Here is a 26,345-nt window from a genome sequence, read left to right on the forward strand (position 1 = left end):
GGGCACCGCCGGGTGGTAGCCGGCTAAGCGGCGGGCCGCACCACACCCCCACGCCCCACTCCCGTACGCCGCCGACTGTCCCACCCAGCCACGGAAACCCGTCCCGCCCAGCCGCGCCGCCCAGCTGCGGGCAGCCGTCCCGCCCAGCCGCGCCGCCCAGCTGCGGGCACCCGTCCCGCCCAGCCGTCCCGCCCAGCTGCGGGCACCCGTCCCGCCCAGCTGCGGGCAGTCGTGCCGCTGGGGCGGCACGGGTGGGCGCAGGCGGCAACCCGTCAACGCCGGGGTGCGTGGCCAACCGTCGGGTGCGGGAAGGGGCGGCAACCCGTCAACGCCGGGGTGCGTGGCCAACCGTCGGGTGCGGGAAGGGGCGGCGGCCCGTCGGCGCCGGGCCGCGGGGCCGACCGCTGGGTCGGGAAGGGGCGGCGGCCCGTCAACGCGGCCGCGTGGTCGGCTATCCGTCGCGCAGCGCGTTCAGCTGGTCCAGGAACCACCGCGTGGGCGGCAACGCCGTCGCCGCCGCCGACAACCGCTTCGCCCGCTCGGCCCGCTCGCCCACCGGCATCGTCAACGCCTCGTGCAGTGCCCCGGCCGTACCGACCACGTCGTACGGGTTCACCACCACCGCGTCCTCGCCCAGTTCCTCGTACGCCCCCGCCTCCCGCGACAGCACCAGCGCGCAGCCGCCGTCGGACAGCAGCGGGATCTCCTTCGCCACCAGGTTCATGCCGTCGCGGATGGGGTTCACCAGGGCCACGTCGGCCAGCCGGTACGCCGCAAGCGAGCGGGCGAAGTCGTCCTTGACGTGCAGGACGACCGGCGTCCAACCGGGCGTGCCGAAGGCCGAGTTGATCTCGTCCGCGACCCGCTGCACCTCCGCCGTGTACTCCCGGTACACCGCGAGGTCCTGCCGCGAGGGGTAGGCGAAGGCGACGTGCACGACCCGTTCCCGCCATTCCGGGTGGTCCGCCAGCAGTTGCCGGTAGGCCAGCAGGCCCCGGACGATGTTCTTCGACAGTTCCGTGCGGTCCACGCGGACGATCGTGCGGCGCGGCGTGCCGTCGGGCGCCGTGCCGATCTCGTCGCGCAGGCCCGCGATGCGTTCCTCGACGTCCGCCTCGTGCGCCCGCGTGCGCAGGAAGTCCGCGTCGACTCCCAGGCCGTGCACGCCGATCCGGGTGTTCCCGAGCCCGTCCGCGAACGCCTCGCAGCATGCCGTGAACGCGTCCGCCCAGCGCCGGGTGAGGAAGCCGAGGCGGTCGGCGCCCAGCATGCCGCGCAGGACCTGGGCGGCGATGTCGTCGGGCAGCATCCGGAAGTACTCCGGCGGTGCCCACGGCGTGTGCGAGAAGTGGCCGATCCTCAGGTCCGGGCGCAGGTCGCGGAGCATGCCGGGGACGAGCGTGAGGTGGTAGTCCTGGACCACCACCGACGCGCCGTCGGCCGCCTCGTGCGCGAGTGCCTCGGCGAAAGCGCGGTTGTACGCCTCGTACGACGCCCACTGGCGGCGGAACTCCGCGTCGAAGACCGGTTCCAGCGGGGTCTGGTAGAGCATGTGGTGCACGAACCACAGCACGGAGTTGGCGATGCCGTTGTACGCGTCGGCGTGCACGTCGGCCGCGATGTCCAGCATCCGCACCCCGGACTCGCCGACCCCGCGCCGTACCGCCTCGCGGTCGCCGTCGGACAGTGCCGAGCACACCCACAGCGCGTCCGCGTCGGAGCCGATCGCGGAGAGTCCGGAGACCAGCCCGCCGCCGCCGCGTCTCGCGTGCAGCGAGCCGTCCTCGCGCACGTCGTACGAGACCGGGCCGCGATTGGACGCGACCAGCACCCGGGCACCCTGACCAGCAGCCTGCGTTGAAGCCATAAGCCTCAACCTAGCCCGGCCGGGAAACGCTCAAACGTACGGTTCGGCCGCGTGGCCGGTCGTATACGGGCCGCTGTCCGGGCCTCACGCGACTTTCCGTTCGGCGTACTCGGCGATCTCCACCATCGGCGGGCGTTCCTCCGTGTCGACCGAGAACGTGCGTGGCTCGAAGCCGTCCTCGCCACGTTCGAACTGGGTGAGGGCGGGGCGGACCAGATGGCCGCGGGCCAGCCGGAGCTGGGCCGTGCGGTAGATCGCGGCGGACATCCGGCCCAGCGCCTGGCCGTCCTGGTGGCGGTGCTTGCGCACGCCGACGTCGACCTGGGCCAGCGCGTCGAGGCCGACCAGGTGCAGGGCGTCGACGAGCATGCCCAGTTCCACGCCGTAGCCGACGGGGAACGGCAGCTGTTCCAGCAGGCCGCGGCGGGCCGCGTACTCGCCGCCGAGGGGCTGGACGAAGCCCGCCAGCTGCGGCCAGTGCATGTTCAGCAGGGGCCGGGCCATCAGTTCGGTGACCCGGCCGCCCTGGCCGGCCGCCGAGCCGAGGGGGCGGTCGTACATCGCCTTGACCAGGTCCACGTCCGGGTCCGTGAGCAGCGGGCCGACGATGCCCGAGACGAAGTCGGAGGAGAAGTCCCTGAGGTCGGCGTCCACGAAGCAGACGATGTCCCCCCGCGTGACCAGCAGCGAGCGCCACAGCACCTCGCCCTTGCCGGGGACGGCCGGTATGCGGGGCAGGATCTCGTCGCGGTGCACCACGGTCGCGCCCGCCGCGGCGGCCACCTCGGAGGTGCGGTCGGTGGACCCCGAGTCGACGACGACGATCTCGTCCACCAGCGGCGCCTCGCGCATCAGGTCGCGGCGGATCGCGGCGACGATGTCGCCGACGGTCTCCTCCTCGTTCAGCGCGGGCAGGACGACGCTCACCGACTGCCCCGTGGCGCGCTTCGCGGACAGCAGCTGGTGGAGCGGGCGGTCGGACACGGACCAGGAGCGTGCAGTCAGCCAGCGCTCGACTTCTTCCAGCACGGTCGGTGGCTCCTCTGCGTTCTCTCGGCGAGCCGGTGTGACCCATCTCGCGGTTCGGACGACTATCTCAACTGTCCTGGCCTTCGGTTACAGTCTTGAACAACGCGGATGACCATCGCATGTCGGGGGTCACGACCCCGTCGTCCGTTGATCAACAACCACATACAGCTCATCCAGAGGGGCAGAGGGAAACGGCCCGATGAAGCCCCGGCAACCCTCCAGCCGGTCTCGTAGATCATTGTCGATCGCTCTCCGCGAGGCTCCCGGCTAGGGAAGGTGCCAAATCCGTCTCACGGCGAGATGCGTCGTGAGGAAGATGAGGAGAAAGGGCCTCGCCTCACATGGCTGTGCAGACTGTTGCAAGCACCACGAATTCCGTCGACCTCGGTCCCGCCGCGGCGCTTTCCTGTCGCGAGTGCGGTCACCGTGTGCCTCTCGGCCCGGTTTTCGCCTGCGAGGAGTGTTTCGGCCCGCTGGAGATCGCCTACGACTTCTCGGCGTACGACACCGAGGAGCTCCGGCGGCGCATCACGGCGGGTCCCGCGAACATCTGGCGTTACGCGCCGCTGCTGCCCGTCCCGGCCGACGTGGCGGACAAGCCGAACATCAACCCCGGCTGGACCAAGCTCGTCCAGGCCGACAACCTCGCCCGCGAGCTGGGCGTCGACCCCGGCAAGCTGTTCGTCAAGGACGACTCCGGCAACCCGACGCACTCCTTCAAGGACCGGGTCGTCGCGCAGGCCCTGGAGGCCGCCCGCGCCTTCGGCTTCACGACGCTGAGCTGCTCCTCCACCGGCAACCTGGCCGGTGCCGTCGGTGCCGCCGCCGCCCGCGCGGGCTTCCGCTCCTGCGTGTTCATCCCGCACGACCTGGAGCAGGGCAAGGTCGTCATGGCCGCGGTCTACGGCGGCGAGCTCGTCGGCATCGAGGGCAACTACGACGACGTGAACCGCTTCTGCTCCGAGCTGATCGGCGACCCGGCCGGCGAGGGCTGGGGCTTCGTCAACGTCAACCTGCGGCCCTACTACGCGGAAGGGTCCAAGACCCTGGCGTACGAGATCTGCGAGCAGCTCGGCTGGCGGCTGCCCGACCAGCTCGTGGTGCCGATCGCGTCCGGCTCGCAGCTCACGAAGATCGACAAGGGTCTCAAGGAGCTGATCGAGCTCGGTCTCGTCGAGGACAGGCCGTACAAGATCTTCGGTGCGCAGGCCGAGGGCTGTTCGCCGGTCTCCGCCGCCTTCAAGGCGGGTCATGACGTGGTGCGTCCGCAGAAGCCGAACACCATCGCCAAGTCGCTCGCCATCGGCAACCCGGCCGACGGGCCGTACGTGCTCGACATCGCGCGGCGGACCGGCGGGGCCGTGGAGGACGTCACCGACGAGCAGGTCGTCGACGCGATCAAGCTGCTCGCGCGGGCGGAGGGCATCTTCGCGGAGACCGCCGGTGGCGTGACCGTGGGCGTCACCCGCAAGCTGATCGAGAACGGCGTCCTGGACCCGACGCTGACGACCGTCGTGCTGAACACCGGCGACGGCCTCAAGACCCTCGACGCGGTGGCCGGCACCGGCCTCACCGCCACCATCCGCCCGAACCTGGACTCCTTCCGAGAGGCTGGCCTCGCATGAGCGTGACCGTTCGCATCCCCACCATCCTGCGCACCTACACCGGCGGGCAGGCCGAGGTCGCCGCCGAGGGCGCGACCCTCGGCGAGGTCATCGCCGATCTGGAGAAGAACCACACCGGCATCGCCGCCCGCGTCCTGGACGACCAGGGCAGGCTGCGCCGCTTCGTGAACGTGTACGTCAACGACGACGACGTCCGCTTCGAGCAGGGCCTGGACACCGCGACGCCCGACGGCGCCGGCGTGTCGATCATCCCGGCGGTCGCCGGCGGCTGCTGAGCGCCGCGATCACGAACCGTTCCTCGAATTGCCCCCTCCGTGAGAGAAACGGAGGGGGCAATTCTGCATGGTTGAGCACGGTAGAGTTGGGGAACCGGATGTGATCCGTATGCCAAGCGCATATGAGTTCCGGTTCCGCATGCGATGAGAAGTAGCCAAAGTGTGTGGCTTCTTTGCGACTTTCGTGCCTTTTGTGGGGCCCGACTTGCCCTGAATTCGGGCGAATTCTCGCCACATTCCGGACCGTGTCCGTCCAGATTTCTCGTCCGATTGACCTGTTGCAGACGGCAGTTGGACAGATACATTCGGCCGCGGTCGACGCGTTCCGGCGCACACCCCCACCGTGGGGGGTGAGGTCTGACCCGGGTCCGCGAAGTGTGGATCTGTGCAAGGGCCAGTAATAGGGGAGTTAGGCATGGCTCAGGGCACCGTCAAGTGGTTCAACGCGGAGAAGGGGTACGGCTTCATCGCGGTCGACGGTGGTGCGGATGTTTTCGTCCACTACAGCGCGATCCAGATGGACGGCTACCGCACCCTGGAAGAGGGCCAGCGGGTCGAGTTCGAGATCTCGCAGGGTCAGAAGGGCCCGCAGGCCGACATGGTCCGCGTCACTGCCTGACACGCGCGCGACCACCGCACACCGGTCTTCAGGCGAAGGGTCCGTACCTCCGGGTACGGGCCCTTCGCCGTGCCCGGACACCGGTCCCGGGCGAGTCCGCATCGAGGGCGCACCTTGCACTCGGACGGGGCGAGTGCTAATCATTGGCGTTAGCACTCTGAAGGTGAGAGTGACAACGTAAGGACCGGGTCGGTGAGGCCACGGGCCGGGTGGGGCAAGGAACCACCGGCCGGGGCCGTCCGTCGCGGGCGCGGGCGCGGTCCGAAGTAATCACCCCCAGTCCTGGAGGGACCACTTCACATGGCCAAGATCATCGCGTTCGACGAGGAGGCGCGGCGCGGCCTCGAGCGCGGCATGAACCAGCTCGCGGACGCCGTCAAGGTGACGCTCGGCCCCAAGGGTCGCAACGTCGTCCTCGAGAAGAAGTGGGGCGCCCCCACGATCACCAACGATGGTGTTTCCATCGCCAAGGAGATCGAGCTCGAGGACCCGTACGAGAAGATCGGCGCCGAGCTGGTCAAGGAAGTCGCCAAGAAGACGGACGACGTCGCCGGTGACGGTACGACCACCGCGACCGTTCTCGCCCAGGCCCTGGTCAAGGAAGGCCTGCGCAACGTCGCGGCCGGCGCCAACCCGATGGCCCTGAAGCGCGGCATCGAGAAGGCCGTCGAGGCCGTCTCCGCCGCCCTGCTGGAGCAGGCGAAGGACGTCGAGACCAAGGAGCAGATCGCCTCCACGGCCTCCATCTCCGCCGCCGACACCCAGATCGGCGAGCTCATCGCCGAGGCCATGGACAAGGTCGGCAAGGAAGGCGTCATCACCGTCGAGGAGTCCCAGACCTTCGGTCTGGAGCTGGAGCTCACCGAGGGTATGCGCTTCGACAAGGGCTACATCTCGGCGTACTTCGCCACCGACATGGAGCGTATGGAGGCCGTCCTCGACGACCCGTACATCCTGATCGCCAACTCGAAGATCAGCAACGTCAAGGACCTGCTGCCGCTCCTCGAGAAGGTCATGCAGTCCGGCAAGCCGCTGCTGATCATCGCCGAGGACGTCGAGGGCGAGGCCCTGTCGACCCTGGTCGTCAACAAGATCCGCGGCACCTTCAAGTCCGTCGCCGTCAAGGCCCCGGGCTTCGGCGACCGCCGCAAGGCCATGCTCGGCGACATCGCCATCCTCACGGGCGGCGAGGTCATCTCCGAGGAGGTCGGCCTCAAGCTGGAGAACGCCACCCTCGACCTGCTGGGCAAGGCCCGCAAGGTGGTCATCACCAAGGACGAGACCACCATCGTCGACGGTTCGGGCTCGGCCGACCAGGTCCAGGGCCGCGTGAACCAGATCCGCGCCGAGATCGAGAACAGCGACTCGGACTACGACCGCGAGAAGCTGCAGGAGCGCCTGGCGAAGCTCGCCGGCGGTGTCGCGGTCATCAAGGCCGGTGCCGCCACCGAGGTGGAGCTCAAGGAGCGCAAGCACCGCATCGAGGACGCCGTGCGCAACGCCAAGGCGGCCGTCGAGGAGGGCATCGTCGCCGGTGGTGGCGTGGCCCTGCTGCAGGCCTCCCAGGTCTTCGAGAAGCTGGAGCTGGAGGGCGACGAGGCGACCGGTGCCCAGGCCGTGAAGCTGGCCCTGGAAGCCCCGCTGAAGCAGATCGCCGTCAACGCCGGCCTCGAGGGCGGTGTCGTGGTGGAGAAGGTGCGCAACCTGACCCCGGGCCACGGCCTGAACGCCGCGACCGGCGAGTACGTCGACCTGGTCAAGGAAGGCATCATCGACCCGGCCAAGGTGACGCGCTCCGCGCTGCAGAACGCCGCGTCGATCGCCGCGCTGTTCCTCACCACCGAGGCCGTCATCGCCGACAAGCCGGAGAAGGTCGCCGCGCCCGCCGGTGGCGGCATGCCGGGCGGTGACATGGACTTCTGATCCTCACGAGGATCGGACCCGTCCGTCAGGACCGAGGGCGGCACTCCCTGTACGTCAGGGGGTGCCGCCCTCGGGCGTGTCCGGGATCACAAAAGGGTCCGGCGGGGCCTCGGAATGCCGTGTCCGGCGCGGCGGTTGAGGGCTGTGGTGCGCTTCAATGCGTGTGCACATACCAGCTGGTCAGCCTTCACTCCGAGGAGCCCCACATGGCCGTCCCCGTCACCGAGACCGCCGCCTCCCGCGCCGCCGAGATCCTCTCCCGCCCGGTCGCCGTCAACGGCATGACCGTCCCGAACCGCATCGCGATGGCGCCCATGACCCGCATGTTCTCCCCGGGCGGCGTGCCCGGCGAGGACGTCGCGTCGTACTACGGCCGCCGCGCCGCCGCCGGAGTCGGTCTGATCGTCACCGAGGGCACCTACGTCGGCCACGAGTCGGCCGGGCAGAGCGACCGCGTGCCGCGCTTCCACGGCGAGGAACAGCTCGCGGGCTGGGCGAAGGTCGCCGAGGCGGTGCACGCGGGCGGTGGCCGCATCGTGCCGCAGCTGTGGCACATCGGGATGGTCCGCCGACCGGGCGAGCCGCCCTTCCCGGACGCCCCCGCCGTCGGCCCCTCCGGTCTGCGCATCGGCGAGGACGAGCCCACCGGCAGGGCCATGACGCAGGCCGATCTGGACGCCGTCGTCGGCGCGTTCGCCGAGGCCGCCGCTGCCGCCGAGCGCATCGGCTTCGACGGCGTGGAGCTGCACGGCGCCCACGGTTACCTCATCGACCAGTTCCTGTGGGCGGGCACCAACCGCCGCACCGACGCCTACGGCGGCGACCCGGTGGCCCGGACGAAGTTCGCCGCGGAGATCGTGGCCGCCGTCCGCGAGGCCGTGTCGCCCGGCTTCCCGGTCATCTTCCGCTACTCGCAGTGGAAGCAGGACGCCTACGACGCCCGTCTCGCCGAGACGCCCGAGGAGCTGGAGGCGATCCTCGCGCCGCTCGCCGCGGCCGGTGTCGACGCCTTCCACGCGTCCACGCGCCGTTACTGGCAGCCGGAGTTCGAGGGCTCGGACCTCAACCTGGCCGGCTGGACGAAGAAGCTCACCGGCAAGGCCACCCTCACGGTCGGCTCGGTCGGTCTGAACGGCGACTTCATCAAGGCCTTCCAGGGCGAGGGCGCGGACGTCGGCGCCCTCGACGACCTCCTCGACCGGCTGGAGCGCGACGAGTTCGACCTCGTCGCCGTCGGCCGCGCCCTGCTCCAGGACCCGCTGTGGGCGCAGAAGGTCCTCGCCGGCCGCCTGGAGGAGCTGGCGCCGTACGACCCGGCGGCGCTCAAGACGCTGAGCTGAGCCCGCGCGGGCCGGGGCGGGCCGGCTACAGGTTGCCCATCGGTTCGGTGTCGACCCGGACCGGTGTGCCCCACACCCGCAGCACCTCGTAGTCGGTGAACTCGTGCACGAGCCGGTACGCCATCGCCGACCGGGGCGCGCGCAGCTGGGCGGCGATGTACGCCTCGGCCTCCCGCCGGTCCCGGCGGGGCGTGCCGCACAGCTGCCACTCCCGCCCGTTCCACAGCTCCGGCAGCCACCGCTGCTGGGGCTGCGGCCGGTCCCCGCGCACGCCGTACCGGGACGGCGCGGGCCCGGCGGGCCGGGCCTGCGGGGCGCCGCCGCCGTACTCGGCCCGGCGGGCGGCCCGGCGCCGCGTCTCGCACAGCAGGCACAGGTCGGGGGCGGCCGTGTCGACGGGCCCGCTCGGGTGCTCGGGGCAGCGGGTGGTGGGCGCCCCTCCCGTGACGGTCTCGTCGAGCAGGTCCAGCGCCCGCCGCAGGTCGGCCTTGACCTCGTGCAGCTTGGCGTCGGGCGTGTCGGCGTTCAACGCCTCGCCGTGCTCCCCGAGCAGACGGAGGGCACGGCCTAGGGCGGTGAGCTGGGCGTGGTTCATGGCGGGTCGGGTACGTCCTCGGGCTGACGGTCATCTGCGGCACCCGCGCGGGGCGCGCGGGACACCAGACTCCGCGCATCGGGCGCGTTTGTCGATCCGGGGTCAGCCCCCCGCGCGGGCCAGCGCCGTGCGCAGGTGCCCGTCCGACTCCGCCAGCAGCCGGGACGCGGCCTGGGCGTCGACGCCGGCGAGGATGGTCAGGATCGCGTTCTTCACCTCGCCGTCGGTGGCCGTGAGGGCCGCCTCGATCTCCTCGTCCGTGGCGCCCGTCACCAGCGCGACGATACGGCGGGAGCGGGCACGCAGCTTCTCGTTGGAGGCGCGGACGTCGACCATCAGGTTCCCGTACGTCTTGCCCAGCCGGATCATCGTGATCGTCGAGATCATGTTGAGGACCAGCTTCTGTGCCGTGCCGGCCTTCAGGCGGGTGGAGCCGGTGATCAGCTCGGGTCCGGCGACGATCTCGATGCCGTGCTCGGCGGCGGACGCCAGCGCGCTGTCCGGGTTGCAGGCCAGGCCGATGGTCAGGGCACCCAGCGCGCGGGCGTGCTCGACGGCGCCGACCGCGTACGGGGTGCGGCCGGACGCGGAGATGCCGACCACCGTGTCGGCGGCGCTCACCCCGATCGCGTCCAGGTCGTCCCGCGCGAACTCCTTGGAGTCCTCCGCGCCCTCCACGGACGTCACCATGGCCGTCGGGCCGCCCGCGATCAGGCCGACGACCTGCGAGGGGTCCGTGTTGAACGTCGGCGGGCACTCGGAGGCGTCGAGCACGCCCAGCCGGCCCGCCGTGCCCGCGCCCGCGTAGACCAGCCGGCCGCCCCGCGCCATCCGCTCGGCGACGGCGTCGATGGCGGCGGCGATCTGCGGCAGGCGGTCGGCGACGGCGGCGGCGACGGTGGCGTCCTCGCCGTTCATCAGCCGGGCGATGTCGAGGGTGGGCAACCGGTCGATGTCGGCGAGGTCCGGACGGAACGCCTCGGTCGGCAGGGTCTCCAGCTGGGCCCTGAGATCGCGGTCGTCGGACCTGTTGTCGGACCTGTCGGCGGACATGTTCTCGGACATGGGGGTCATGGGGCGGCGGCTCTCTCGTGTCTCTCGTGCGTACGGCTGGCTGAGGGGGGTGCGGGAGACGAGCGGACGGTGGCCCGGTCTAGCGTTGGGTGCCGCCGCGCGGGCGGTGGCGGTGGGCCAGCGCCTCGTACGAGGCGGACAGGGCGGGCGCCGCCGACTCGTACGTCCGCTGCGCCACCCCCACGAACAGGCAGTCCACCACGAGGAGCTGACTGGTCCGGGACGACATGGCCGCGGGGCGCAGCTCGCTCTCCCGGGCCGTGGACGTGGTGAGGACGTGGTCCGCGTACTGGGTGACGGAGCCGTCGGGCCGGCCGGTGATCGCGATGGTCGTCGCGCCGCGCTCGAAGGCCACGCGCAGCGGCTCTATGACGTCTCCCGTCGAACCGGAGTGCGTGATCGCGATGGCCACGTCGCCGGAACGCAGCTGCACCGCGTTGGTGACGGCGAGGTGCGGGTCGCTGTGCGCGTGCGCGATCAGGCCTATCCGCAGGAGCTTCTGGGTGAGGTCCTGGGCGACCAGGCCGGAGGCGCCCACGCCGTACACGTCGGTGCGGCGGGCGGCGGCCAGGGCGGCGACGGCCGCGCCGAGCTGCACGGTGTCGAGTCCGGCCGCCGTGTCGGCGAGGGTCTGCTGCTCGTCGTAGGCGAGTTTGGCGACGACGTCCGCGATCGGGTCGTCCACGGCGATGTCCGTCGTGATCGCGGGCGCCCTGCCGGACTGCTGCTGCGCGGCGAGCCCGGCGAGGGCCAGGCGCAGGTCGCGGTAGCCGGGGTAGCCGAGCAGGCGGGCCGTGCGGACGACCGTGGCCTCGCTGGTGCCGGTGAGCTCGGCGAGGCCGGTGACCGTGAGCGCGGCGCAGCCGGCCGGGTCGCTCGCGACGGCCTCGGCGACGCGCTGCATGGAGCGGGTCATCGACGGCGCAAGCGTGCGAACCTTGGCGGCGAGGGCGGCGGGCGCGGGCGGGTTGGCGCCGGAACCGCCGGGGCCGCCGCGCTCGGTTGCGAAAATTTCCTTCACATGCTGGGTCACCTTTGAAAGATATTTTCGGTTCGGCGGTCCGGTCAAGAGTGCGCACAATGGGTGCTATGAACCCCACCGGCAACCCCGTCAGCCCGCTGGAGCAGGCTTTGCACGCCGCACGCGCCCTGGTGCTCGCCGATCTGATCGCGCGCGAGGTGGCCGAGGCGGACGTGGTTTCCCTGGTCGAGGAGTCGGTGACGCAGCGGCGCTGGTGGGTCGAGCAGTGGCCGGAGGGCTTGGCGTACCTGGCCGGGCTGGTCGCCCAGGACGTGCAGGACGCGCTGCTCGACCGGTACGGCCGCTGGCCGCTGTGCCCGGTGTGCGGCTCCGGCGACCCGCACGCGCTCGACGTCGAACCCGAACTCGGACCCGACCCGCACTGGGTGTGCCACAAGGCCGGCGTGAAGGTGGCCGCGGTGGGCGCGCTGGGCACGGCGGCCGGCGGGGCGCCGTCCTCGTGACGGTCTACATCGACCCGCCGACCTGGCCCGGACACGGCCGGATGTGGTCCCACCTGGTCAGCGACGTGTCGTACGAGGAACTGCACGCCTTCGCCGAGCGGTTGGGCGTCCCGCGCCGGGCCTTCGAGCGGGACCACTACGACATTCCCTCGCACCGGTACGCGGACGCGGTGGCCGCCGGCGCGGTCGAGGTCAGCAGCCGGGACGTGGTGCGGCTGCTGACCGGGGCGGGCCTGCGCCGGCCGAAGGGACGCGCCTGAGCCCTGCGGTCCGCCGGACCCCGGCCCGGGCGTCCGCGTCCGCGAAGTGGCGCCTGCCGCTCCGGGGACGACGCCACGTCGCGGGCCCGGTCTAGCCGCGCCGTTCGTACGTGCAGTTCTCGGCGTCCTGCGCCACACGTCCGAAGCCGGCGCGTTCCAGTACCCGCTGGGAGGCCGCGTTGCCCAGGTCGACGCGGGCGGTCACCACCCGTACCGCGTCCTGCGCGAGCGCCCACGCCGTCAGCGCGCGCAGCGCCTCCGTGGCGTAGCCGTGGCCGCGGGCAGGCTCCACCAGGTCGTAGCCGACCTCGACGCGGCCCGACTCGTCCGGCACGCCGTGGAAGCCGAGGGCGCCGAGAGCGGCGTCGTCCTCGTGGCGCACCAGCGCGTACATGCCCCACTCCGGCCGGTGCGTGCCCGCCTCGTACTGCTTGCCCACCACCAGCTCGGCCCCGACCCGGGTGCCCTCGGCCGGGCCCCCGCCGAGCCAGTCGAAACCGCCGTCGCCGCCGGCGGCGAGATCGGCGGCCGAGGCGGGCGTGACGCCCTCCAGGGCGAGCCGGTCGGCGGGGATCACGTGGTTGTTGGACCAGCGCCACTCGGTGACCGGCTCCCGGCCGTCCAGGTCGGCGCGGCCGGTCGCCCACAGCAGGGTGCGCCAGGGGTCGGCGCCGGGCCGGACGTGCGGGAAGATCCGCCGCAGCACGAACTCGCCCAGCTCCGCGGGCGGTTCGTACGCCAGCCCCAGCCCCTGCGCGACGTCGTGGGTGTGCAGCAGGACCTCCGCCACGCCCATCGCGGCGAAGCCCTCGCGGTTCGCGCTGCGGAACGGGTACGGGTGGAAGGCGCGCGCCGAGCGCGGCGCGGTGCGCACCGCGGCGGCCAGCAGGGCGCCCGTCGTCTCGACGACGTCCAGGAGGCCCGCGTTGTCGGTGCCGTCCTCCAGGCTGATCTCGAAGGGCACGTACGTGTTCCGCGCCCGGCTCGCGAGCTGGCCCGCGTACGCGATCAGGTCGTCGGCGATGTGCACCACCGTCCGGTGGCAGTCCCGCTCCAGGTGACCGGCAGGTACCGCCGACCAGTCCCGTTCCGTCACCGTCCGCAGCAGCGCCACGGTGCCCGCGACGGCCTGTTCCACCTGTTCCGCGCCGATGTCTCGCATGCCGGGCAGGGTACGGCCCCGGCCCCGTCAGAGCGACAGCATTTCCAGCTCGGCGGTGAGGTTGTAGCGCGCGGTCGCCTCCCACTTCTCGCGGCCGTACGGGGTGTGGAACAGGCGGGGCAGGGCGAGGAGTTGGCGCAGGACGTCGGAGCGGCCCGCGCGGAAGGCGTCGTTCGGGACGAAGTGGTACTCCTCGCGCACGGCGGCCGTGTAGGCGGCGTACGCGGACGGCGGCGACGCCAGGCTCGCCAGGTCGGCGTCGCACAGCACCTGCCCGTCGCGGTCGTCGTCCGCCGGGTCGTGCCCGGCGGTCAGCCGGACCAGCCGGGCCACCTCGGCGGTCTTCGCGGCGGACACGCCGGCCTCGGACAGCGCGCGCTCGGCGAGCCGGGCCGACCGTTCCTCGTTCTCTGAGCGCTCGGGCAGGTACACGGCGTCGTGGAACCACGCGGCGAGCCGCACCGCGTCGGCGTCGTCCGCGTACTCCTGGAGCCGGTCGACGTGGTCGAGGACCGCCGTGAGGTGGGCGAGCGTGTGATAGCGGCGCTGCGGCTCCTGCCACCGGCCGAGCAGGTTGTCGGCGTACGGCGCCGGGTCCGGGTACCGCGCCGGGTCCGGGCGGTCGGCGGGGCCGCGGGCTCCTTCCAGGGCGCGGACGAAGCGGGCGCGGAGGGCGTCGAGGTCGGCCATGGGGTCATTGTTCACCCGGCGCGCTCGTTCCCCCGAACATCCGGGGCCCGCACTAGCGTGGTCGGCATGACGACTTCCGCAGATACGCAGAACGTACGCGACCCCGAACTGCCCGGGCGGCTCCTGGCCGTCGAGCGGGACGAGCTGATCCCGCTGCTGCGGTCGCTGGCCGACGCGGACTTCGCGCGGGCGACCAGGGCGTGTCCCGGCTGGACCGTGCGGGACGTGCTCGCGCACTGTTCGGCCGCGCTGACGCGGGTGGTGGAGAACCGCTTCGAGCCGGGCGTGTTCTCGCCCGAGTCGAACGACCGGGACATCGCCGAGCGGGCCGACTGGACGAACGCGCAGGTGGTCGACGAGCTGGAGCGCGGCATGACTGAGGCCGGGGCGGCGATCGCCGAGGCGGGCGGGCCGCTCGACGCCGTCGCGCTGGGCGAGTGGGTGCACGCCGGTGACGTACGCGACGTCCTCGGGGTGCCGGGGGCGTACGCCGGGGCCGGGCTGCCGTACGCGCTGGAGCTGCTGGCCCGCGTGACCCGGGAGCGGGGCCATCCGGCGGTGCACGCCGACCTGGACGACGTGGACGAGCCGGTGGTGCTGGGCGAGGTGAGCGGGGAGCAGCCGCCGGCCCGGTACCTCGGGGACGCCGCGACGCTGGTTCGGCTGTACGCGGGGCGGCCGGTGGACGGGGGCGGCTTCGAGCTGGCCGGGGCGGAAGCGGGGGAGCTGAACATCTTCGGCGGGTGAAGGGCCTTGGTGGTGAAGGGCTTCGGCTGGTGGGCGGGCTTCGGTGGGTGAACGGCTTCAGTGGGTGGGCCTGCTCGGTGGGTGGGCCTGCTTCCGCGGGTGGAGCGGTTTCCCGCGGTGAGCGGAGCTTCGGCGGCCGGGGGAGTGGATCTCGGCGTGGGGCGGCGTAGTCTTGGATTGGACTAGACCTGTAACCGTCCAACCGAATGGGGTCCCATGAGCAAGCGTGCAGTCCTGGAGGTGATCGCCCTCGGCGTCGAGGACGCGGTCGCCGCCCAGGCCGGAGGCGCGGACCGACTGGAGCTGGTCACCGACATGGCGGCCGACGGGCTCACCCCGTCGGCCCGCACCGTCGCCGGCGTCCGCGACGCCGTCGGCATCCCGGTGCGGGTGATGCTGCGGCTCGCGGACGGGTTCGCGGCGGGGGACGTCGAGCGGCTCGTGACGGTGGCCGGGGAGATGCGGGAGGCGGGCGCCGAGGAGTTCGTCCTCGGCTTCCTCGCCGCGGACGGCGACGTGGACCTGTCGGCGGTGGAGGGGGTCGTCGCGGCGCTGGGCGACTGCCGGTGGACGTTCCACCGGGCGATCGACCGCGCCGCCGACCGGGACGCGCTGCGCAAGCAGCTCGCCGATCTGCCGGGCCTCGACACGTACCTCACGGCGGGCTCGCCGGCCGGCGTCGACGACGGCCTCCCCACGCTGCTCGCCGAGGCGGGACGGCGCGGAGAGCCCGGCTACGAGCAGCAGCTCCTGGTGGGCGGAGGGCTGCGGCTCGACCACGTGCCGCGGCTGCTGGCCGCGGGGATCGACGGCTTCCACATCGGCGGCGCGGCCCGGCCGGAGGGCTGGGAGGGCCCCGTGTCGACGGAGGCCGTGGCCGAGTGGCGGCGGGTACTGGACGCGGCCTAGCCCGTCACCGCGGGTGGGGCGGCGGGCGCTCGGCCGTCACCCCAGCTGCGGCGGCAGCGGAGCCCGGTGCGTCACGATCAGGCCCGAGACCGCTCGGGTCAGCGTCACGTACAGGCGGCGCAGCCCCGTCGGCTCGTCCGGTTCGCCCATGACCACGGCCCCCGGCTCGTCCAGGACCACGTAGTCGTACTCCAGGCCCTTCGCCAGGGAGGCCGGGACCAGGGTCAGACGGACGTCCGGGGTCGTCTCCTCGCCCGGCGACAGGTACCGGACGCCGGCCGCGGTGAGGGCCCGCCCGAGGGTCTCGACGTGGGCGTCGGCGGCGATCAGGCCCGTCGAGCCCTCGTGGCGCAGCAGCTCCGCGCAGGCGGCGACGGTCTCGGCCGGGTCCGTGATCTGGCGGATCTCGAAGAAGCCCGGGTTCTCGCGGATCGACGCGACGGGGGTCAGGCCCGGCGCGATGTGCGGCAGCAGGCGGGAGGCGTAGGCGATGACGTCCGTCGGGACGCGGAAGCCCGCCGTCAGCTCCTCGATCACGGCGTCGTCCTTGCCCAGATGGGTCAGCGCCTCCTGCCAGCTGCGGGTCGCCCAGGGCGTGGTGCCTTGCGCGAGGTCGCCGAGCACGGTCGCCGAGCCGGTGGTGCAGCGGCGGCCGACGGCCCGGTACTGCATGGGGGACAGGTCCTGCGCCTCGTCCAGGACGACGTGCCCGAGGGAGTGCGTGCGCTGGATCAGGTCGGCCGCCTCGTCGATCAGGACCGCGTCCGCCGGCGACCACTTCGCCGACTTCACCGACCGCACCGGGCGCGCCCACAGGATCGCCTTCTGCTCCTCGGCGGTGAGGACGCCGTCCGCGTGCTCGGCGAGGAAGTCCGCGTCCGTCAGCAGCCGCAGCACGAGCTTCGCCGGTTCCACGGCCGGCCAGACCGCCTTCACGGCCGCCTTCACCGCGCTGTTGCGGGCCACCGCGTCCTGCACCCGGTCGTCCGGCGCCTCACCGGCCCGCTCCATCTGCACCAGCACGGCGTGCGCGACGCGCTGCGGCAGGGCGTCGCGGGCGGCGCCGTACCGCATGTCGCGGTCCAGCAACTGGCGTACCAGTTCCTCCAGTTCGTACGCCGGGACGCGCCAGCGGCGGGAGCCGCGCACCACCACGACCGGCTCGGTGGGCATGCTCACGTGCGAGTACAGCGCCCGGCGCAGCACCTCGGCCATCCGCGCGTCGCCCTTGATCACCGCGGCGCCCGCGTCGTCCGTGCCGCGCACCTCCACATGGGCCACGAGGTCGTCGACGGTCGCCTGCTGCACGCTCAACTCTCCCAGCGCCGGGAGCACTTGCTCGATGTAGTGCAGGAAGGACCTGTTCGGCCCGATGACGAGGGTGCCGGTGCGGGCCAGGCGCTCGCGGTGGGCGTACAGCAGGTAGGCGACCCGGTGCAGGCCGACGGCCGTCTTCCCGGTGCCGGGGCCGCCCTGCACGCACACCGTGCCGGACAGCCCGGAGCGGACGATCTCGTCCTGCTCGGGCTGGATCGTGGCGACGATGTCCCGCATCGGTCCGACGCGCGGCCGTTCGATCTCCTGCTGGAGCAGCTTGCTGCCGGTGGCCGCCTCGGCCGGGTCCGACAGGTGCTCGTCCTCGTACGCCGTGAGATCGCCGCCCGTGTAGCCGAAGCGGCGCCGCAGCGCGATGTCCATGGGGTCCTTCCTGGACGCCCGGTAGAACGGCTGCGACACCGGCGCGCGCCAGTCGATGACCATCGGGTCGCCGTCGGCGTCGTGCACGTGCCGCCGCCCGATGTAGAAGCGCTCCCCTTCCGCGCCCTCGGCCTGCTCGGCACCGGGGGCGTGCAGGTAGTCGAGGCGCCCGAAGAACAGCGGGGTGTCGCTGAGGTCGGCCAGCGCCTTGACGCGGTCCTCGATCTGGCGCTGGAGGATCTGCGCGTTGACCCAGTTCGCGGTGACGTCGCGGATGTCGAGCGACTCGACGTCCGCGCGCATGGCACGCAGGGCGGCACGGGACGCGGCGAGGTGCTCGCGCTCGCGGGACAGGGGGTCGTCGACGGGCGTGGACAAGGGGGTGCCTCCGGGGGAACCTGCGGGACGAATCGCGACGGGCTGCGCGGCAGCCGGGACTTGCCGGCCGGTTTCCGTCCGGTCGGCGGCGCTCCGTGAGGGGAGGCGGGCAAGAGCGGAGATTCTAGGTGAGCGGGGGAGGCGGAGGCGAATGGATTTCCCCACCGCGCCGCGTCGTCCCCTAGGGGGCGAGGTCCCCCCGTCTCCGGGGCGGTGTCCGTCTCCGGAGGGACCGCACGCCCCGCAGGTTGGGACCATGGGCCGATGCCCGCCCGCCCGGCGGAACCCACCATGGAGACATGAGCGCAGCAACCGTCACCCCCGTTCCCGGAGCCCCCCGGCCCTCCGGCGCCACCGCGCTGCGGGGCAGCCACCACCACCGCCTCGGCGACGCGCTGCGAGCCGTCAAGGTGTTCGTGGGAGCGGCGTTCAACGTCGTGATCCTCGGCGAGTACGGCGAGGAGGCGGGCGTGCGCCGCCGGTGAGCCACTAGGGTCCCCGCGTGGCCCGCCGCTCACCCTCCGCGCCCGCCGTCCTCCTCCTCGCCCTCTGCGCCGTCTCCGTCGCCGCCCTCGCCGCCCTGTGCGCCGCACAGCGGACCCCCATGGCCGACGTGCTGGTCTACCGGGCCGAGGGCCGTGCCGCCGCCCGCGGCGGAGACCTGTACGGCTTCACCGTGACCGAGTGGCGGCTGCCCGCCACCTACCCGCCGTTCGCGGCGCTGCTGTTCGTCCCGACGACCTGGCTCCCGGTCCCCGCCCTCAAGGCGGTCTTCCTCGCCGGGAACGTGCTCCTGACCGCCTGCCTGGTCCGCCTCTCCGCCCGCTTCGCGGGAAAGCCGCTCACCCTCCCGGCGCTGTGCGCCGCCACCGCCCTGGCCCTGTGGCTCGAACCCGTCTTCCAGACCGTCCTGTTCGGCCAGATCAACCTGGCCCTCGCCTGCCTGGTGCTGTGGGACCTGACCCGGCCTCCCGGCGCCCGCCTCAGGGGCGCCGCCATCGGCGTCGCGGCCGGCGTCAAGCTCACCCCGGCCGTCTTCGTCGCGTATCTGCTGCTGCGCCGCAGGTACCGGGAGGCGGCCACGGCGACCGCCGCCTTCGCCGGGACGGTCGCAGTGGGCGGCCTCGCCCTGCCCGCCGCCGCCCTCGACTTCTGGACCCGCCGCCTCTACGAGACCGGCCGCGTCGGCAAGGCGTGGATCGTCGACAACCAGTCCCTCCAGGGGATGACCGCCCGTCTCCTGGGCGACCCGGCACCCGGCCCGGCCTGGGCCGTCACGGCGGCGGCCGTCGCCCTCGCCGGCCTGTGGCTGGCCCGCCGCACCGCCGACGACCGGCACGGCGTCCTGCTCGCGGCCTGCACGGCCCTGCTGGTCTCCCCGATCAGCTGGTCCCACCACTGGGTCTGGTGCGTACCGCTCCTCGCCGTGCTGTGGGCCGAGGGCCGCACCCGGCTCGCCGCCGCCGTGGCCGTCCTCTTCGCGGCCCGCACGATGTGGCTGCTGCCCCACGAGGGCGACCTGGACCTGCGGCTGCCGTGGTGGCAGCAGCCGCTCGCGTCCCCGTACCCGCTGCTGGGCCTCGCCCTGCTGGCGGTGTGCGCCGCTCAGCTCTCCGCGAGGAGCTCGTCCGCGTCGACGATCCGGTACGCGTAGCCCTGCTCCGCCAGGAAGCGCTGGCGGTGGGCGGCGAAGTCCTGGTCGACCGTGTCGCGGGCGACGACCGAGTAGAAGTGCGCCTGGTGCCCGTCCGCCTTCGGCCGCAGCACCCGCCCGAGCCGCTGCGCCTCCTCCTGCCGCGACCCGAAGGTGCCCGACACCTGGATGGCGACCGTGGCCTCCGGCAGGTCGATCGAGAAGTTGGCGACCTTGGACACCACCAGGACGGAGATCTCGCCCTGCCGGAACGCCTCGAACAGCTTCTCCCGCTGCGTGTTGGACGTCTCGCCCTTGATGACGGGCGCGTCCAAGTGCTCACCCAGCTCGTCCAGTTGGTCGATGTACTGGCCGATCACGAGGATCTGCTGCCCGGCGAAGCGGCGGACGATCGTCTCCGTCACCTTCCGCTTGGTGGCGGTCGTGGCGCAGAAGCGGTACTTCTCCTCCGTCTCGGCGGTCGCGTACGCGAGCCGCTCGGAGTCGGTGAGGTTGACCCGCACCTCGACGCAGTCGGCGGGCGCGATGTAGCCCTGCGCCTCGATCTCCTTCCACGGCGCGTCGAACCGCTTCGGCCCGATCAGCGAGAAGACGTCCGACTCCCGGCCGTCCTCCCGCACCAGCGTCGCCGTGAGCCCGAGCCGCCGCCGGGCCTGGAGATCGGCCGTGAACTTGAACACGGGCGCGGGCAGCAGGTGCACCTCGTCGTAGAGGATGAGCCCCCAGTCCCGCGAGTCGAACAGTTCCAGGTGCGGGTAGACGCCCTTCCGCTTGGTCGTCAGCACCTGGTACGTGGCGATGGTGACCGGGCGGATCTCCTTCTTGGTGCCGCTGTACTCGCCGATCTCCTCCTCGGTCAGCGACGTCCGCTTCATCAGCTCGTGCTTCCACTGCCGGGCGGACACGGTGTTCGTGACGAGGATCAGCGTCGTCGACCGGGCCTGCGCCATCGCCCCGGCCCCGACCAGCGTCTTTCCGGCGCCGCAGGGCAGTACGACCACACCGGAGCCGCCGTGCCAGAAGTTCTCCACGGCCTGCTTCTGGTACGGCCTGAGCGCCCAGCCGTTCTCCTCCAGCTCGATGGCGTGCGCCTCGCCGTCCACGTACCCGGCGAGGTCCTCGGCGGGCCAGCCCAGCTTCAGCAGCACCTGCTTGATCTGCCCGCGCTCGGAGGGGTGCACGGCCACGGTGTCGGGATCGATCCGGGCCCCGACGAGCGGCGCGACCCGCTTGGACCGCAGGACCTCCTCCAGCACGGGCCGGTCGGTGGTCGAGAGCACCAGCCCGTGGGCCGGGTGCTTCACGAGACTGAGCCGCCCGTAGCGGTCCATGGTCTCGGCGATGTCGACCAGCAGCGCGTGCGGCACCGGGTACCGGCTGTACTCCACGAGCGCGTCCACGACCTGCTCGGCGTCGTGACCGGCCGCGCGGGCGTTCCACAGGCCGAGCGGTGTCACCCGGTAGGTGTGGATGTGCTCCGGCGCCCGCTCCAGCTCCGCGAACGGCGCGATGGCCCGACGGCAGTCGTCCGCCCGCTCGTGGTCGACCTCGAGGAGCAGGGTCTTGTCGGACTGGACGATGAGCGGACCATTCACGCGCGGCTGCCTTTCTGGATGCCCGGCACGGCCAAACGTCCAGTGTGCCTCAACCCGGGCCGATCCCGGTGGGGCGTACGCCACAGCCGAGGGGCTACGAGTGGCCGAGCTCCGCCGTCGACGCGTCCTCCGTGACCGGCACCGACCCCGAGTCGGACGCGGGCCGCAGCGGGAACGGGTCCACGCGGGTCTCGTCGATGACCGGCGGCGCGGGCTGCGGCGGCTTGGGCATGACGGCGGCCTCCGAGTGCCCGCCGCAGCCGTAGGCCAGCGAGACGACACGCCCGTCGGCGGGCGAGAACTCGTTGGCGCACACTCCGAAGGCCTGCCCCAGCGACCCCCCGATCCGTACGAGGAAACCGCAGCTCACACAGGCGGCGGGGGCGGCCTGCGCCATGGGCGTCTTGGGCCCGAAGGCCTCCTCCCAGCGGTCGGCGGCGGTGTGCAGCCCGTACCGGGACAGCACCCGGGCCCGGCCCATGCCCAGCTCCTCGGCGATCGCCGAGATCGAGCCGCGCGACGGCGGCACCAGGGTCGCCGGGGGTCCGGCCGTGACCTCGGCGTCCTCCGCCTCCACCAGCTCGGCCAGTTCCTCCGAGACGGCGGAACCGGCCACCGGCTCGTCCTCGCCGGTCCAGCCGGGCTCCAGCCGCAGGTCCTCGGCGTCGGTCGGCAGCAGATCGCCGGGGCCCATGTCGCCGGGCCGCAGCCGCTCGCTCCACGGCACCCACTCCGGGGCCAGCAGCGCGTCCGGACCGGGCAGCAGCACCGCCTCGTCCACCGTGACGATCTTGGCGCGGGAGGCGCGGGCCACGGTCACGGCCCAGCGCCAGCCGCGGTACCCGAGCTCCATGCACTGGAAGAAGTGCGTGACGACCCGGTCCCCCTCGGAGACCAGCTCCACGTGCTCGCCGACCACGCCGGGCGCGGCGGCCTCCTCGGCGGCGGCGCGGGCGAGGTCGACGGCCTCGGCGCACAGGCGGTCAGGGGTGCGGCTTCGCGTTGTCGCTGCGCTCACAGGTATCGCTTCTCTCCATACGCCGTCTCACGGGTGCGCCACACCGGCGGCGGAGCGGACGGAGCGGAACCGGGGGGCCGCGTCGACGTCCGCGTCCGATCGCGCTCGGGCGCACCTACGCCATCCATTCTGCGGTATGGCCGTGAGGCGCGCGGCCGAGAACGTTCGCCACGGCGCACCAGGCACGCTACCTGTTCGCGTGCGCTCGGCATACACCGACGGGACGGTTGGAGGCCTGCGCGTGACTTTCACCGGCGTCACGACCGAGGTGACGGCGTTGCGAGAACCCCGGACGGGAAGGCGGACGGAGGCGCGCAATCCGCGGCGGCCCACGCCGCACCCCCGCACCCCCGACCCACCCACCTGGCCGGGAAGGCCGCACCCATCCGGGCCGTATCCGCACTACCCCCCGCCATCTCGGGGCACTATGACGAGGTGGCACTGAAGGGGACCAGCGGACTCAGCGGAACGGGCCGGCCGCGCGGCCCGTTCCGCTCGATCGCCCGCGTCCTGCACTTCCCGGTCACCGGAACGGCCCGGCAGATCCGCCGCGCCACCCACGCCCACGGCGCCGGCGAATCCGGCCTCGGCAAACTCATCGAACTGCACGGCGTGAACGGCGCCGGCGACGTCATGATCACCGTGGCCCTCGCCTCCACCGTCTTCTTCTCCGTGCCCACCGACGAGGCCCGCGGCCGTGTCGCCCTCTACCTCGGCATCACCATGGCGCCCTTCACCCTCCTCGCCCCGGTGATCGGCCCCCTCCTCGACCGCATCCCGCACGGCCGCCGCGCCGCCATGGCCGGCGCCATGCTCGCCCGCGCCCTCCTCGCCCTCGTCCTGTCGGGCGCCGTCGTCACCGGCGGCATCGAGCTGTACCCCGCCGCCCTCGGCGTGCTCGTCGCGTCCAAGGCGTACGGCGTCGTCAGAAGCGCCGTCGTGCCGCGTCTCCTGCCACCCCAGTTCTCCCTGGTCAAAGCCAACTCGCGGGTCACCCTGGGCGGCCTGCTCGCCACCGGCATCGCCGCGCCCATCGGCGCCGGCCTCCAGCAGATCGGCCCGCGCTGGCCCCTCTACGGCGCGTTTGTGATCTTCGTCGCGGGCACGATCCTGTCGTTCACGCTGCCGCCCAAGGTCGACTCCGCGAAGGGCGAGGACACCGCCCTGCTCGCCGCCGACGAACAGCACCTGCACGGGCCGCACCTCAAACCCGTCAAGCGGCCGGGCCTGCGCACGGTCGGCACGGCCGTTACGCACGCCCTCGCCGCCAACGCCGCGATCCGCTGCCTGTCCGGCTTCCTGATCTTCTTCCTCGCGTTCCTGCTGCGCGAGCACCCCATGACGGGCCAGAGCGCGGCCGTGTCCCTCGGGATAGTGGGCGTGGCCGCCGGCACCGGCAACGCCATCGGCACGGCCGTGGGCGCCTGGCTGCGGTCCCGCGCGCCGGAGATCATCATCGTCACGGTCGTCGCCCTCGTGCTCGGCGCGGCCGTCACCGCCGCGGTGTTCTTCGGCGCGGTCCTGGTCGCGTGCCTGGCCGCCGTCGCCGGGTTCGCCCAGGCGCTCGCCAAGCTGTCCCTGGACGCGCTGATCCAGCGCGACGTGCCCGAACTGGTCCGCACGTCGGCGTTCGCGCGCTCCGAGACGCTGCTGCAGATGTCGTGGGTGCTCGGCGGAGCCATCGGCATCGCGCTGCCGCTCATCGGCGCGCTCGGCCTGTCGGTCGGCGCGGCGATCGTGGCCACGGGCTGGCTGACGACGGTACGGGGCCTCGTCGCGTCGGCGCGCCACGGCGCCGGGACCCGCAACCGGGTCGAGTGACAGGGCCAAAACACCTGGCCCGCACGGCCCGGAAGCACCACCGCCCCATGTCGCGCACGGCGCGCCGCCCCCCTCGTGGGGAGACGGGTGGACATGCCAGATAGCCTTCGCCCATGACCACGTTGCAATCCGCTGTGCGACGCCGCCGCGCCGTCGCCGCCGCCGGCGCCGTATCCGCCGGACTGCTCGTCCTGTCGGCGTGTGACAAGCCGACCCCGCTGGCCACGGTGACCGTCGGCAGTTCGTCGGTCAGCGAGGAAGCCACCTGCGGTGGCGCGGGCGACGCCCTGAAGTCCGCCGACATCTCGAAGTGCCTCAAGGACACGGACATCGAGTCGATCTCCGTCGACCCGGACGAGACCGTCCGCTTCGGCGTCGACCCGGAGATCGCCGACAAGGGCTGGACCATCCTGATGAACGGCCAGCCGCTCACGGACTCCAGCACCAAGACGTACCGCACGATCCCCGGCAGCGTCTTCTTCAACGCCCAGTACGGCGCCCAGGGCAACTCGACCCTGGTCTCCATCAAGGAGGGCGAGAAGGACGTCACCGGTCTGTGGTCCTTCAAGCTGAAGAAGGACTCCTGACCACGTCCGCCACTCCACGTGTCCTGGTAGCCACCGCGGTCCCCCTGGAACGGGACGCGGTGGCACCGGCACACCCCGCACCGGGGCCCGGACGCCACGACGTCCTCGCGGTCGGCGTCGGCCCCGCGCGCGCCGCCGCGGCCACCGCCACCGCCCTCACCACGGCGGCCCTGGCGGGCGCCCCCTACGACCTCGTCGTCAGCGCGGGCATCGCGGGCGGATTCGCGCCGCACGCCCCGGTCGGCAGCCTCGTCCTCGCCGACGAGATCACCGCGGCCGACCTCGGCGCCGACACCGTCGACGGCTTCCTGCCGGTCACCGCCCTCGGCTTCGGCGTCGTCACCCACCACCCGCCCGAGGCCCTCGTACGGGCCGCAGCGGCCGCCACCGGAGCCCGCACCGGCACGGTCCTCACCGTCTCCACGGTGACCGGTACCGCCGCCCGCGCCGCCGAACTGCGCACCCGCCACCCCCGTGCCCTCGCCGAGGCCATGGAGGGCTTCGGCGTCGCCGAGGCCGCCGCCGCCCACGGCGTCCCCGTGCTGGAGCTGCGCGCCGTGTCCAACCCGGTCGGCCCGCGCGACCGCGACGCCTGGCGCGTCGGCGACGCGCTGGCCGCGCTCACCGAGGGCTTCGGGAAGCTCGCGCCCGTCCTGGAGAGTTGGAACCCACATGACCAGTGAGCCCCTGCGGACCGCCTACTCGCCCTGCCCGAACGACACGTTCGTCTTCGACGCGCTCGCCCACGGCCGGGTGCCCGGCGCACCCGCCCTCGACGTGACGTTCGCGGACATCGACATCACCAACGGCATGGCCGAGCGCGGCGAGTCCGACGTGCTGAAGGTGTCGTACGCGGTGCTGCCGTACGTGCTGGACCAGTACGCGCTGCTGCCCTGCGGCGGTGCGCTCGGGCGGGGCTGCGGTCCGCTGGTGCTCACCCGGGAGGCGGGTGCCGACCTCACCGGCCGCACCGTCGCCGTGCCCAGTGAGAAGTCGACGGCGTACCTCCTCTTCCGGCTCTGGGCGGCGGACACCCTGCCGGGCGGCGTCGGTGAGATCGTCGTCATGCCGTTCCACGAGATCATGCCGGCCGTGCGTGACGGCAAGGTCGACGCGGGCCTCGTCATCCACGAGGCGCGCTTCACCTACCAGAACTACGGCCTGCACAAGCTCGCCGACATGGGTGAGCACTGGGAGCACACCACCGGTCTGCCGATCCCGCTCGGCGCGATCATCGCCCGGCGGTCGCTCGGCGCGGACACCCTGCGGACGCTCGCCGACTCGATCAGGGCGTCCGTGCGCGCGGCCTGGGACGACCCCGAGGCCTCCCGCCCGTACGTCATGGAGCACGCCCAGGAGATGGACCCGGCCGTCGCCGACCAGCACATCGGGCTGTACGTCAACGAGTTCACCGCCGACCTCGGCGCGGACGGCTACGCGGCCGTGCGGGGCCTGCTCACACGTGCGGCGGCCGAGGGGCTGGTGCCGCCCCTCGGCCAGAACGCGCTCGCCTTCCCGTGAGCGGGACAGGCCTTACCGGTTCCTACCGGCGCGGTCTCACACGTCGAGCTGGTCGGCGACCGCGCGCAGCAGACCGGCGATCTTCTTGCCGGACGCCTTGTCGGGGTAACGGCCCTTCTCCAGCATCGGCGTGATGTTCTCCAGAAGGGTCGTCAGGTCCTGCACGATGGACGCCAGCTCGTCCGGCTTCTTGCGCTGCGCGGCCGCGACCGAGGGGGCCGGGTCCAGCAGGGTCAGGGACAGCGCCTGATCACCACGCTGCCCGGCGACCACGCCGAACTCCACGCGCTGGCCCGGCTTGAGCGTCTCGACTCCGGCGGGGAGGACCGAGGAATGCACGAAGACGTCGCCGCCGTCGTCGCGGGAGAGGAAGCCGAAGCCCTTCTCGCTGTTGAACCACTTGACCTTGCCGGTAGGCAAAGCACGCACCCCATCTCACCAGTCAGCCGAACCACTGTCGTCCCAGGTCAGGC

General features: G+C 72.7%; 26 protein-coding genes and 1 riboswitch. Of the genes, 15 read left to right on the forward strand and 11 right to left on the reverse strand.

The features are described 5' to 3' along the window. Positions 1–451: 451 nt before the first annotated feature. Complete coding sequence (locus QC282_RS21845) at positions 452–1,867, reverse strand: trehalose-6-phosphate synthase (protein ID WP_279551225.1); 1,416 nt, start codon at positions 1,865–1,867, stop codon at positions 452–454. An 84-nt stretch (positions 1,868–1,951) separates the two neighbouring features. Beyond that, positions 1,952–2,896 (reverse strand): glucosyl-3-phosphoglycerate synthase, encoded by a 945-nt coding sequence (locus QC282_RS21850; RefSeq protein ID WP_279551226.1) that lies wholly within the window; start codon positions 2,894–2,896, stop codon positions 1,952–1,954. Between the two features lie 166 nt (positions 2,897–3,062). After that, a riboswitch (SAM riboswitch) is annotated at positions 3,063–3,219 on the forward strand. Between the two features lie 18 nt (positions 3,220–3,237). Here QC282_RS21850 and thrC point away from each other — a divergent pair. The 5 genes from thrC (at position 3,238) to QC282_RS21875 (ending at position 8,678) form a co-directional block, all read left to right on the forward strand. Next, positions 3,238–4,521, forward strand: a complete 1,284-nt coding sequence (gene thrC / locus QC282_RS21855) for a threonine synthase (RefSeq protein ID WP_279551227.1) — start codon at positions 3,238–3,240, stop codon at positions 4,519–4,521. Then, positions 4,518–4,796 carry a MoaD/ThiS family protein gene (locus QC282_RS21860; RefSeq protein WP_279551228.1) on the forward strand — a complete coding sequence of 93 codons (279 nt, stop codon included), beginning with the start codon at positions 4,518–4,520 and terminating at the stop codon, positions 4,794–4,796. Before thrC ends, QC282_RS21860 begins: the two co-directional genes overlap by 4 nt. Positions 4,797–5,211: 415 nt before the next feature. Then, a complete protein-coding gene (locus QC282_RS21865) occupies positions 5,212–5,415 on the forward strand; it encodes a cold-shock protein (protein ID WP_004986573.1) in 204 nt (67 codons plus the stop codon). A gap of 300 nt (positions 5,416–5,715) precedes the next feature. Further along, complete coding sequence (gene groL, locus QC282_RS21870) at positions 5,716–7,338, forward strand: chaperonin GroEL (protein ID WP_279551229.1); 1,623 nt, start codon at positions 5,716–5,718, stop codon at positions 7,336–7,338. A 206-nt stretch (positions 7,339–7,544) separates the two neighbouring features. Further along, positions 7,545–8,678 (forward strand): NADH:flavin oxidoreductase, encoded by a 1,134-nt coding sequence (locus QC282_RS21875; RefSeq protein ID WP_279551230.1) that lies wholly within the window; start codon positions 7,545–7,547, stop codon positions 8,676–8,678. A gap of 25 nt (positions 8,679–8,703) precedes the next feature. On the opposite strand, the gene QC282_RS21880 is transcribed toward QC282_RS21875, so the two are convergent. The 3 genes from QC282_RS21880 to QC282_RS21890 all read right to left on the reverse strand — a co-directional run bounded on the left by QC282_RS21880 (position 8,704) and on the right by QC282_RS21890 (position 11,380). After that, the gene (locus QC282_RS21880) at positions 8,704–9,273 is read right to left on the reverse strand and encodes a hypothetical protein (protein ID WP_279551231.1); all 570 of its coding nucleotides are present in this window, start codon (positions 9,271–9,273) and stop codon (positions 8,704–8,706) included. Between the two features lie 102 nt (positions 9,274–9,375). Continuing rightward, positions 9,376–10,338 carry an N-acetylmuramic acid 6-phosphate etherase gene (gene murQ, locus QC282_RS21885; protein WP_279551305.1) on the reverse strand — a complete coding sequence of 321 codons (963 nt, stop codon included), beginning with the start codon at positions 10,336–10,338 and terminating at the stop codon, positions 9,376–9,378. Between the two features lie 88 nt (positions 10,339–10,426). After that, positions 10,427–11,380 (reverse strand): MurR/RpiR family transcriptional regulator, encoded by a 954-nt coding sequence (locus QC282_RS21890; protein WP_279551232.1) that lies wholly within the window; start codon positions 11,378–11,380, stop codon positions 10,427–10,429. 56 nt (positions 11,381–11,436) lie between these two features. On the opposite strand from QC282_RS21890, the gene QC282_RS21895 reads away from it, so the two are divergent. Further along, positions 11,437–11,832 (forward strand): hypothetical protein, encoded by a 396-nt coding sequence (locus QC282_RS21895; RefSeq protein WP_279551233.1) that lies wholly within the window; start codon positions 11,437–11,439, stop codon positions 11,830–11,832. Next, positions 11,829–12,092: a DUF4031 domain-containing protein gene (locus tag QC282_RS21900; RefSeq protein ID WP_279551234.1), complete on the forward strand. Its 264-nt coding sequence runs from the start codon at positions 11,829–11,831 to the stop codon at positions 12,090–12,092. The genes QC282_RS21895 and QC282_RS21900 overlap by 4 nt, the downstream gene beginning before the upstream one ends. 91 nt (positions 12,093–12,183) lie before the next feature. Here the strand turns inward: QC282_RS21900 and QC282_RS21905 are convergent, their stop codons facing one another. Both QC282_RS21905 and QC282_RS21910 read right to left on the reverse strand, forming a co-directional pair. Further along, complete coding sequence (locus QC282_RS21905) at positions 12,184–13,254, reverse strand: GNAT family N-acetyltransferase (RefSeq protein WP_279551235.1); 1,071 nt, start codon at positions 13,252–13,254, stop codon at positions 12,184–12,186. A gap of 27 nt (positions 13,255–13,281) precedes the next feature. After that, on the reverse strand, positions 13,282–13,944 hold the full coding sequence (locus QC282_RS21910) for a hypothetical protein (protein WP_279551236.1): 663 nt from the start codon (positions 13,942–13,944) through the stop codon (positions 13,282–13,284). A 66-nt stretch (positions 13,945–14,010) separates the two neighbouring features. Between QC282_RS21910 and QC282_RS21915 the strand changes: the two genes are divergently transcribed. Then, entirely contained in the window at positions 14,011–14,691 is a 681-nt protein-coding gene (locus tag QC282_RS21915; RefSeq protein WP_279551237.1) for a maleylpyruvate isomerase family mycothiol-dependent enzyme, read from the forward strand. A gap of 216 nt (positions 14,692–14,907) precedes the next feature. Further along, complete coding sequence (locus QC282_RS21920; protein ID WP_279551238.1) at positions 14,908–15,600, forward strand: copper homeostasis protein CutC; 693 nt, start codon at positions 14,908–14,910, stop codon at positions 15,598–15,600. Positions 15,601–15,636: 36 nt separating this feature from the next. On the opposite strand, the gene QC282_RS21925 is transcribed toward QC282_RS21920, so the two are convergent. Further along, a complete protein-coding gene (locus QC282_RS21925; protein WP_279551306.1) occupies positions 15,637–17,601 on the reverse strand; it encodes a UvrD-helicase domain-containing protein in 1,965 nt (654 codons plus the stop codon). Positions 17,602–17,975: 374 nt separating this feature from the next. Here QC282_RS21925 and QC282_RS21930 point away from each other — a divergent pair, with 374 nt between their 5' ends. Then, positions 17,976–18,161, forward strand: coding sequence for a hypothetical protein (locus QC282_RS21930; RefSeq protein ID WP_279551239.1), 186 nt, complete (start codon positions 17,976–17,978; stop codon positions 18,159–18,161). Positions 18,162–18,280: 119 nt separating this feature from the next. Further along, positions 18,281–19,330 carry a glycosyltransferase 87 family protein gene (locus QC282_RS21935; RefSeq protein ID WP_279551307.1) on the forward strand — a complete coding sequence of 350 codons (1,050 nt, stop codon included), beginning with the start codon at positions 18,281–18,283 and terminating at the stop codon, positions 19,328–19,330. Here the strand turns inward: QC282_RS21935 and QC282_RS21940 are convergent. Then, on the reverse strand, positions 19,282–20,925 hold the full coding sequence (locus QC282_RS21940; RefSeq protein ID WP_279551240.1) for a DNA repair helicase XPB: 1,644 nt from the start codon (positions 20,923–20,925) through the stop codon (positions 19,282–19,284). The two genes, QC282_RS21935 and QC282_RS21940, sit on opposite strands and share 49 nt — an antisense overlap. Positions 20,926–21,019: 94 nt before the next feature. Next, positions 21,020–21,943 (reverse strand): DUF3027 domain-containing protein, encoded by a 924-nt coding sequence (locus QC282_RS21945; protein WP_279551241.1) that lies wholly within the window; start codon positions 21,941–21,943, stop codon positions 21,020–21,022. A 435-nt stretch (positions 21,944–22,378) separates the two neighbouring features. On the opposite strand from QC282_RS21945, the gene QC282_RS21950 reads away from it, so the two are divergent. From QC282_RS21950 to QC282_RS21965, 4 genes are all read left to right on the forward strand, one after another. Then, complete coding sequence (locus QC282_RS21950) at positions 22,379–23,764, forward strand: MFS transporter (protein WP_279551242.1); 1,386 nt, start codon at positions 22,379–22,381, stop codon at positions 23,762–23,764. 113 nt (positions 23,765–23,877) lie between these two features. Continuing rightward, positions 23,878–24,351, forward strand: coding sequence for a DUF2771 domain-containing protein (locus tag QC282_RS21955; RefSeq protein WP_279551243.1), 474 nt, complete (start codon positions 23,878–23,880; stop codon positions 24,349–24,351). Then, positions 24,321–25,034, forward strand: coding sequence for a futalosine hydrolase (locus tag QC282_RS21960; protein ID WP_279551244.1), 714 nt, complete (start codon positions 24,321–24,323; stop codon positions 25,032–25,034). Before QC282_RS21955 ends, QC282_RS21960 begins: the two co-directional genes overlap by 31 nt. Next, complete coding sequence (locus QC282_RS21965; protein ID WP_279551245.1) at positions 25,024–25,872, forward strand: 1,4-dihydroxy-6-naphthoate synthase; 849 nt, start codon at positions 25,024–25,026, stop codon at positions 25,870–25,872. The genes QC282_RS21960 and QC282_RS21965 overlap by 11 nt, the downstream gene beginning before the upstream one ends. 36 nt (positions 25,873–25,908) lie before the next feature. Here QC282_RS21965 and QC282_RS21970 read toward each other — a convergent pair whose 3' ends face one another. Then, the gene (locus QC282_RS21970; protein WP_279551246.1) at positions 25,909–26,292 is read right to left on the reverse strand and encodes a cold-shock protein; all 384 of its coding nucleotides are present in this window, start codon (positions 26,290–26,292) and stop codon (positions 25,909–25,911) included. Positions 26,293–26,345: the final 53 nt, after the last annotated feature.

The organism is Streptomyces sp. DH24 (assembly GCF_029813775.1).
Taxonomy (GTDB): Bacteria; Actinomycetota; Actinomycetes; order Streptomycetales; family Streptomycetaceae; genus Streptomyces.

What these genes read in the sequence shown, in the direction of transcription:
- QC282_RS21920 (WP_279551238.1), top strand. Translation starts at nt 14,908, where the DNA reads ATGAGCAAGCGTGCAGTCCTGGAGGTGATCGCCCTCGGCGTCGAGGAC.
- QC282_RS21955 (WP_279551243.1), top strand. Translation starts at nt 23,878, where the DNA reads ATGACCACGTTGCAATCCGCTGTGCGACGCCGCCGCGCCGTCGCCGCC.
- QC282_RS21910 (WP_279551236.1), bottom strand. Translation starts at nt 13,944, where the DNA reads ATGGCCGACCTCGACGCCCTCCGCGCCCGCTTCGTCCGCGCCCTGGAA.
- QC282_RS21935 (WP_279551307.1), top strand. Translation starts at nt 18,281, where the DNA reads ATGGCCGACGTGCTGGTCTACCGGGCCGAGGGCCGTGCCGCCGCCCGC.
- QC282_RS21845 (WP_279551225.1), bottom strand. Translation starts at nt 1,867, where the DNA reads ATGGCTTCAACGCAGGCTGCTGGTCAGGGTGCCCGGGTGCTGGTCGCG.
- QC282_RS21860 (WP_279551228.1), top strand. Translation starts at nt 4,518, where the DNA reads ATGAGCGTGACCGTTCGCATCCCCACCATCCTGCGCACCTACACCGGC.
- QC282_RS21880 (WP_279551231.1), bottom strand. Translation starts at nt 9,273, where the DNA reads ATGAACCACGCCCAGCTCACCGCCCTAGGCCGTGCCCTCCGTCTGCTC.
- QC282_RS21925 (WP_279551306.1), bottom strand. Translation starts at nt 17,601, where the DNA reads ATGCGCGCGGACGTCGAGTCGCTCGACATCCGCGACGTCACCGCGAAC.
- QC282_RS21930 (WP_279551239.1), top strand. Translation starts at nt 17,976, where the DNA reads ATGAGCGCAGCAACCGTCACCCCCGTTCCCGGAGCCCCCCGGCCCTCC.
- QC282_RS21915 (WP_279551237.1), top strand. Translation starts at nt 14,011, where the DNA reads ATGACGACTTCCGCAGATACGCAGAACGTACGCGACCCCGAACTGCCC.
- thrC (WP_279551227.1), top strand. Translation starts at nt 3,238, where the DNA reads ATGGCTGTGCAGACTGTTGCAAGCACCACGAATTCCGTCGACCTCGGT.
- groL (WP_279551229.1), top strand. Translation starts at nt 5,716, where the DNA reads ATGGCCAAGATCATCGCGTTCGACGAGGAGGCGCGGCGCGGCCTCGAG.
- murQ (WP_279551305.1), bottom strand. Translation starts at nt 10,338, where the DNA reads ATGTCCGAGAACATGTCCGCCGACAGGTCCGACAACAGGTCCGACGAC.
- QC282_RS21965 (WP_279551245.1), top strand. Translation starts at nt 25,024, where the DNA reads ATGACCAGTGAGCCCCTGCGGACCGCCTACTCGCCCTGCCCGAACGAC.
- QC282_RS21895 (WP_279551233.1), top strand. Translation starts at nt 11,437, where the DNA reads ATGAACCCCACCGGCAACCCCGTCAGCCCGCTGGAGCAGGCTTTGCAC.
- QC282_RS21905 (WP_279551235.1), bottom strand. Translation starts at nt 13,254, where the DNA reads ATGCGAGACATCGGCGCGGAACAGGTGGAACAGGCCGTCGCGGGCACC.
- QC282_RS21875 (WP_279551230.1), top strand. Translation starts at nt 7,545, where the DNA reads ATGGCCGTCCCCGTCACCGAGACCGCCGCCTCCCGCGCCGCCGAGATC.
- QC282_RS21865 (WP_004986573.1), top strand. Translation starts at nt 5,212, where the DNA reads ATGGCTCAGGGCACCGTCAAGTGGTTCAACGCGGAGAAGGGGTACGGC.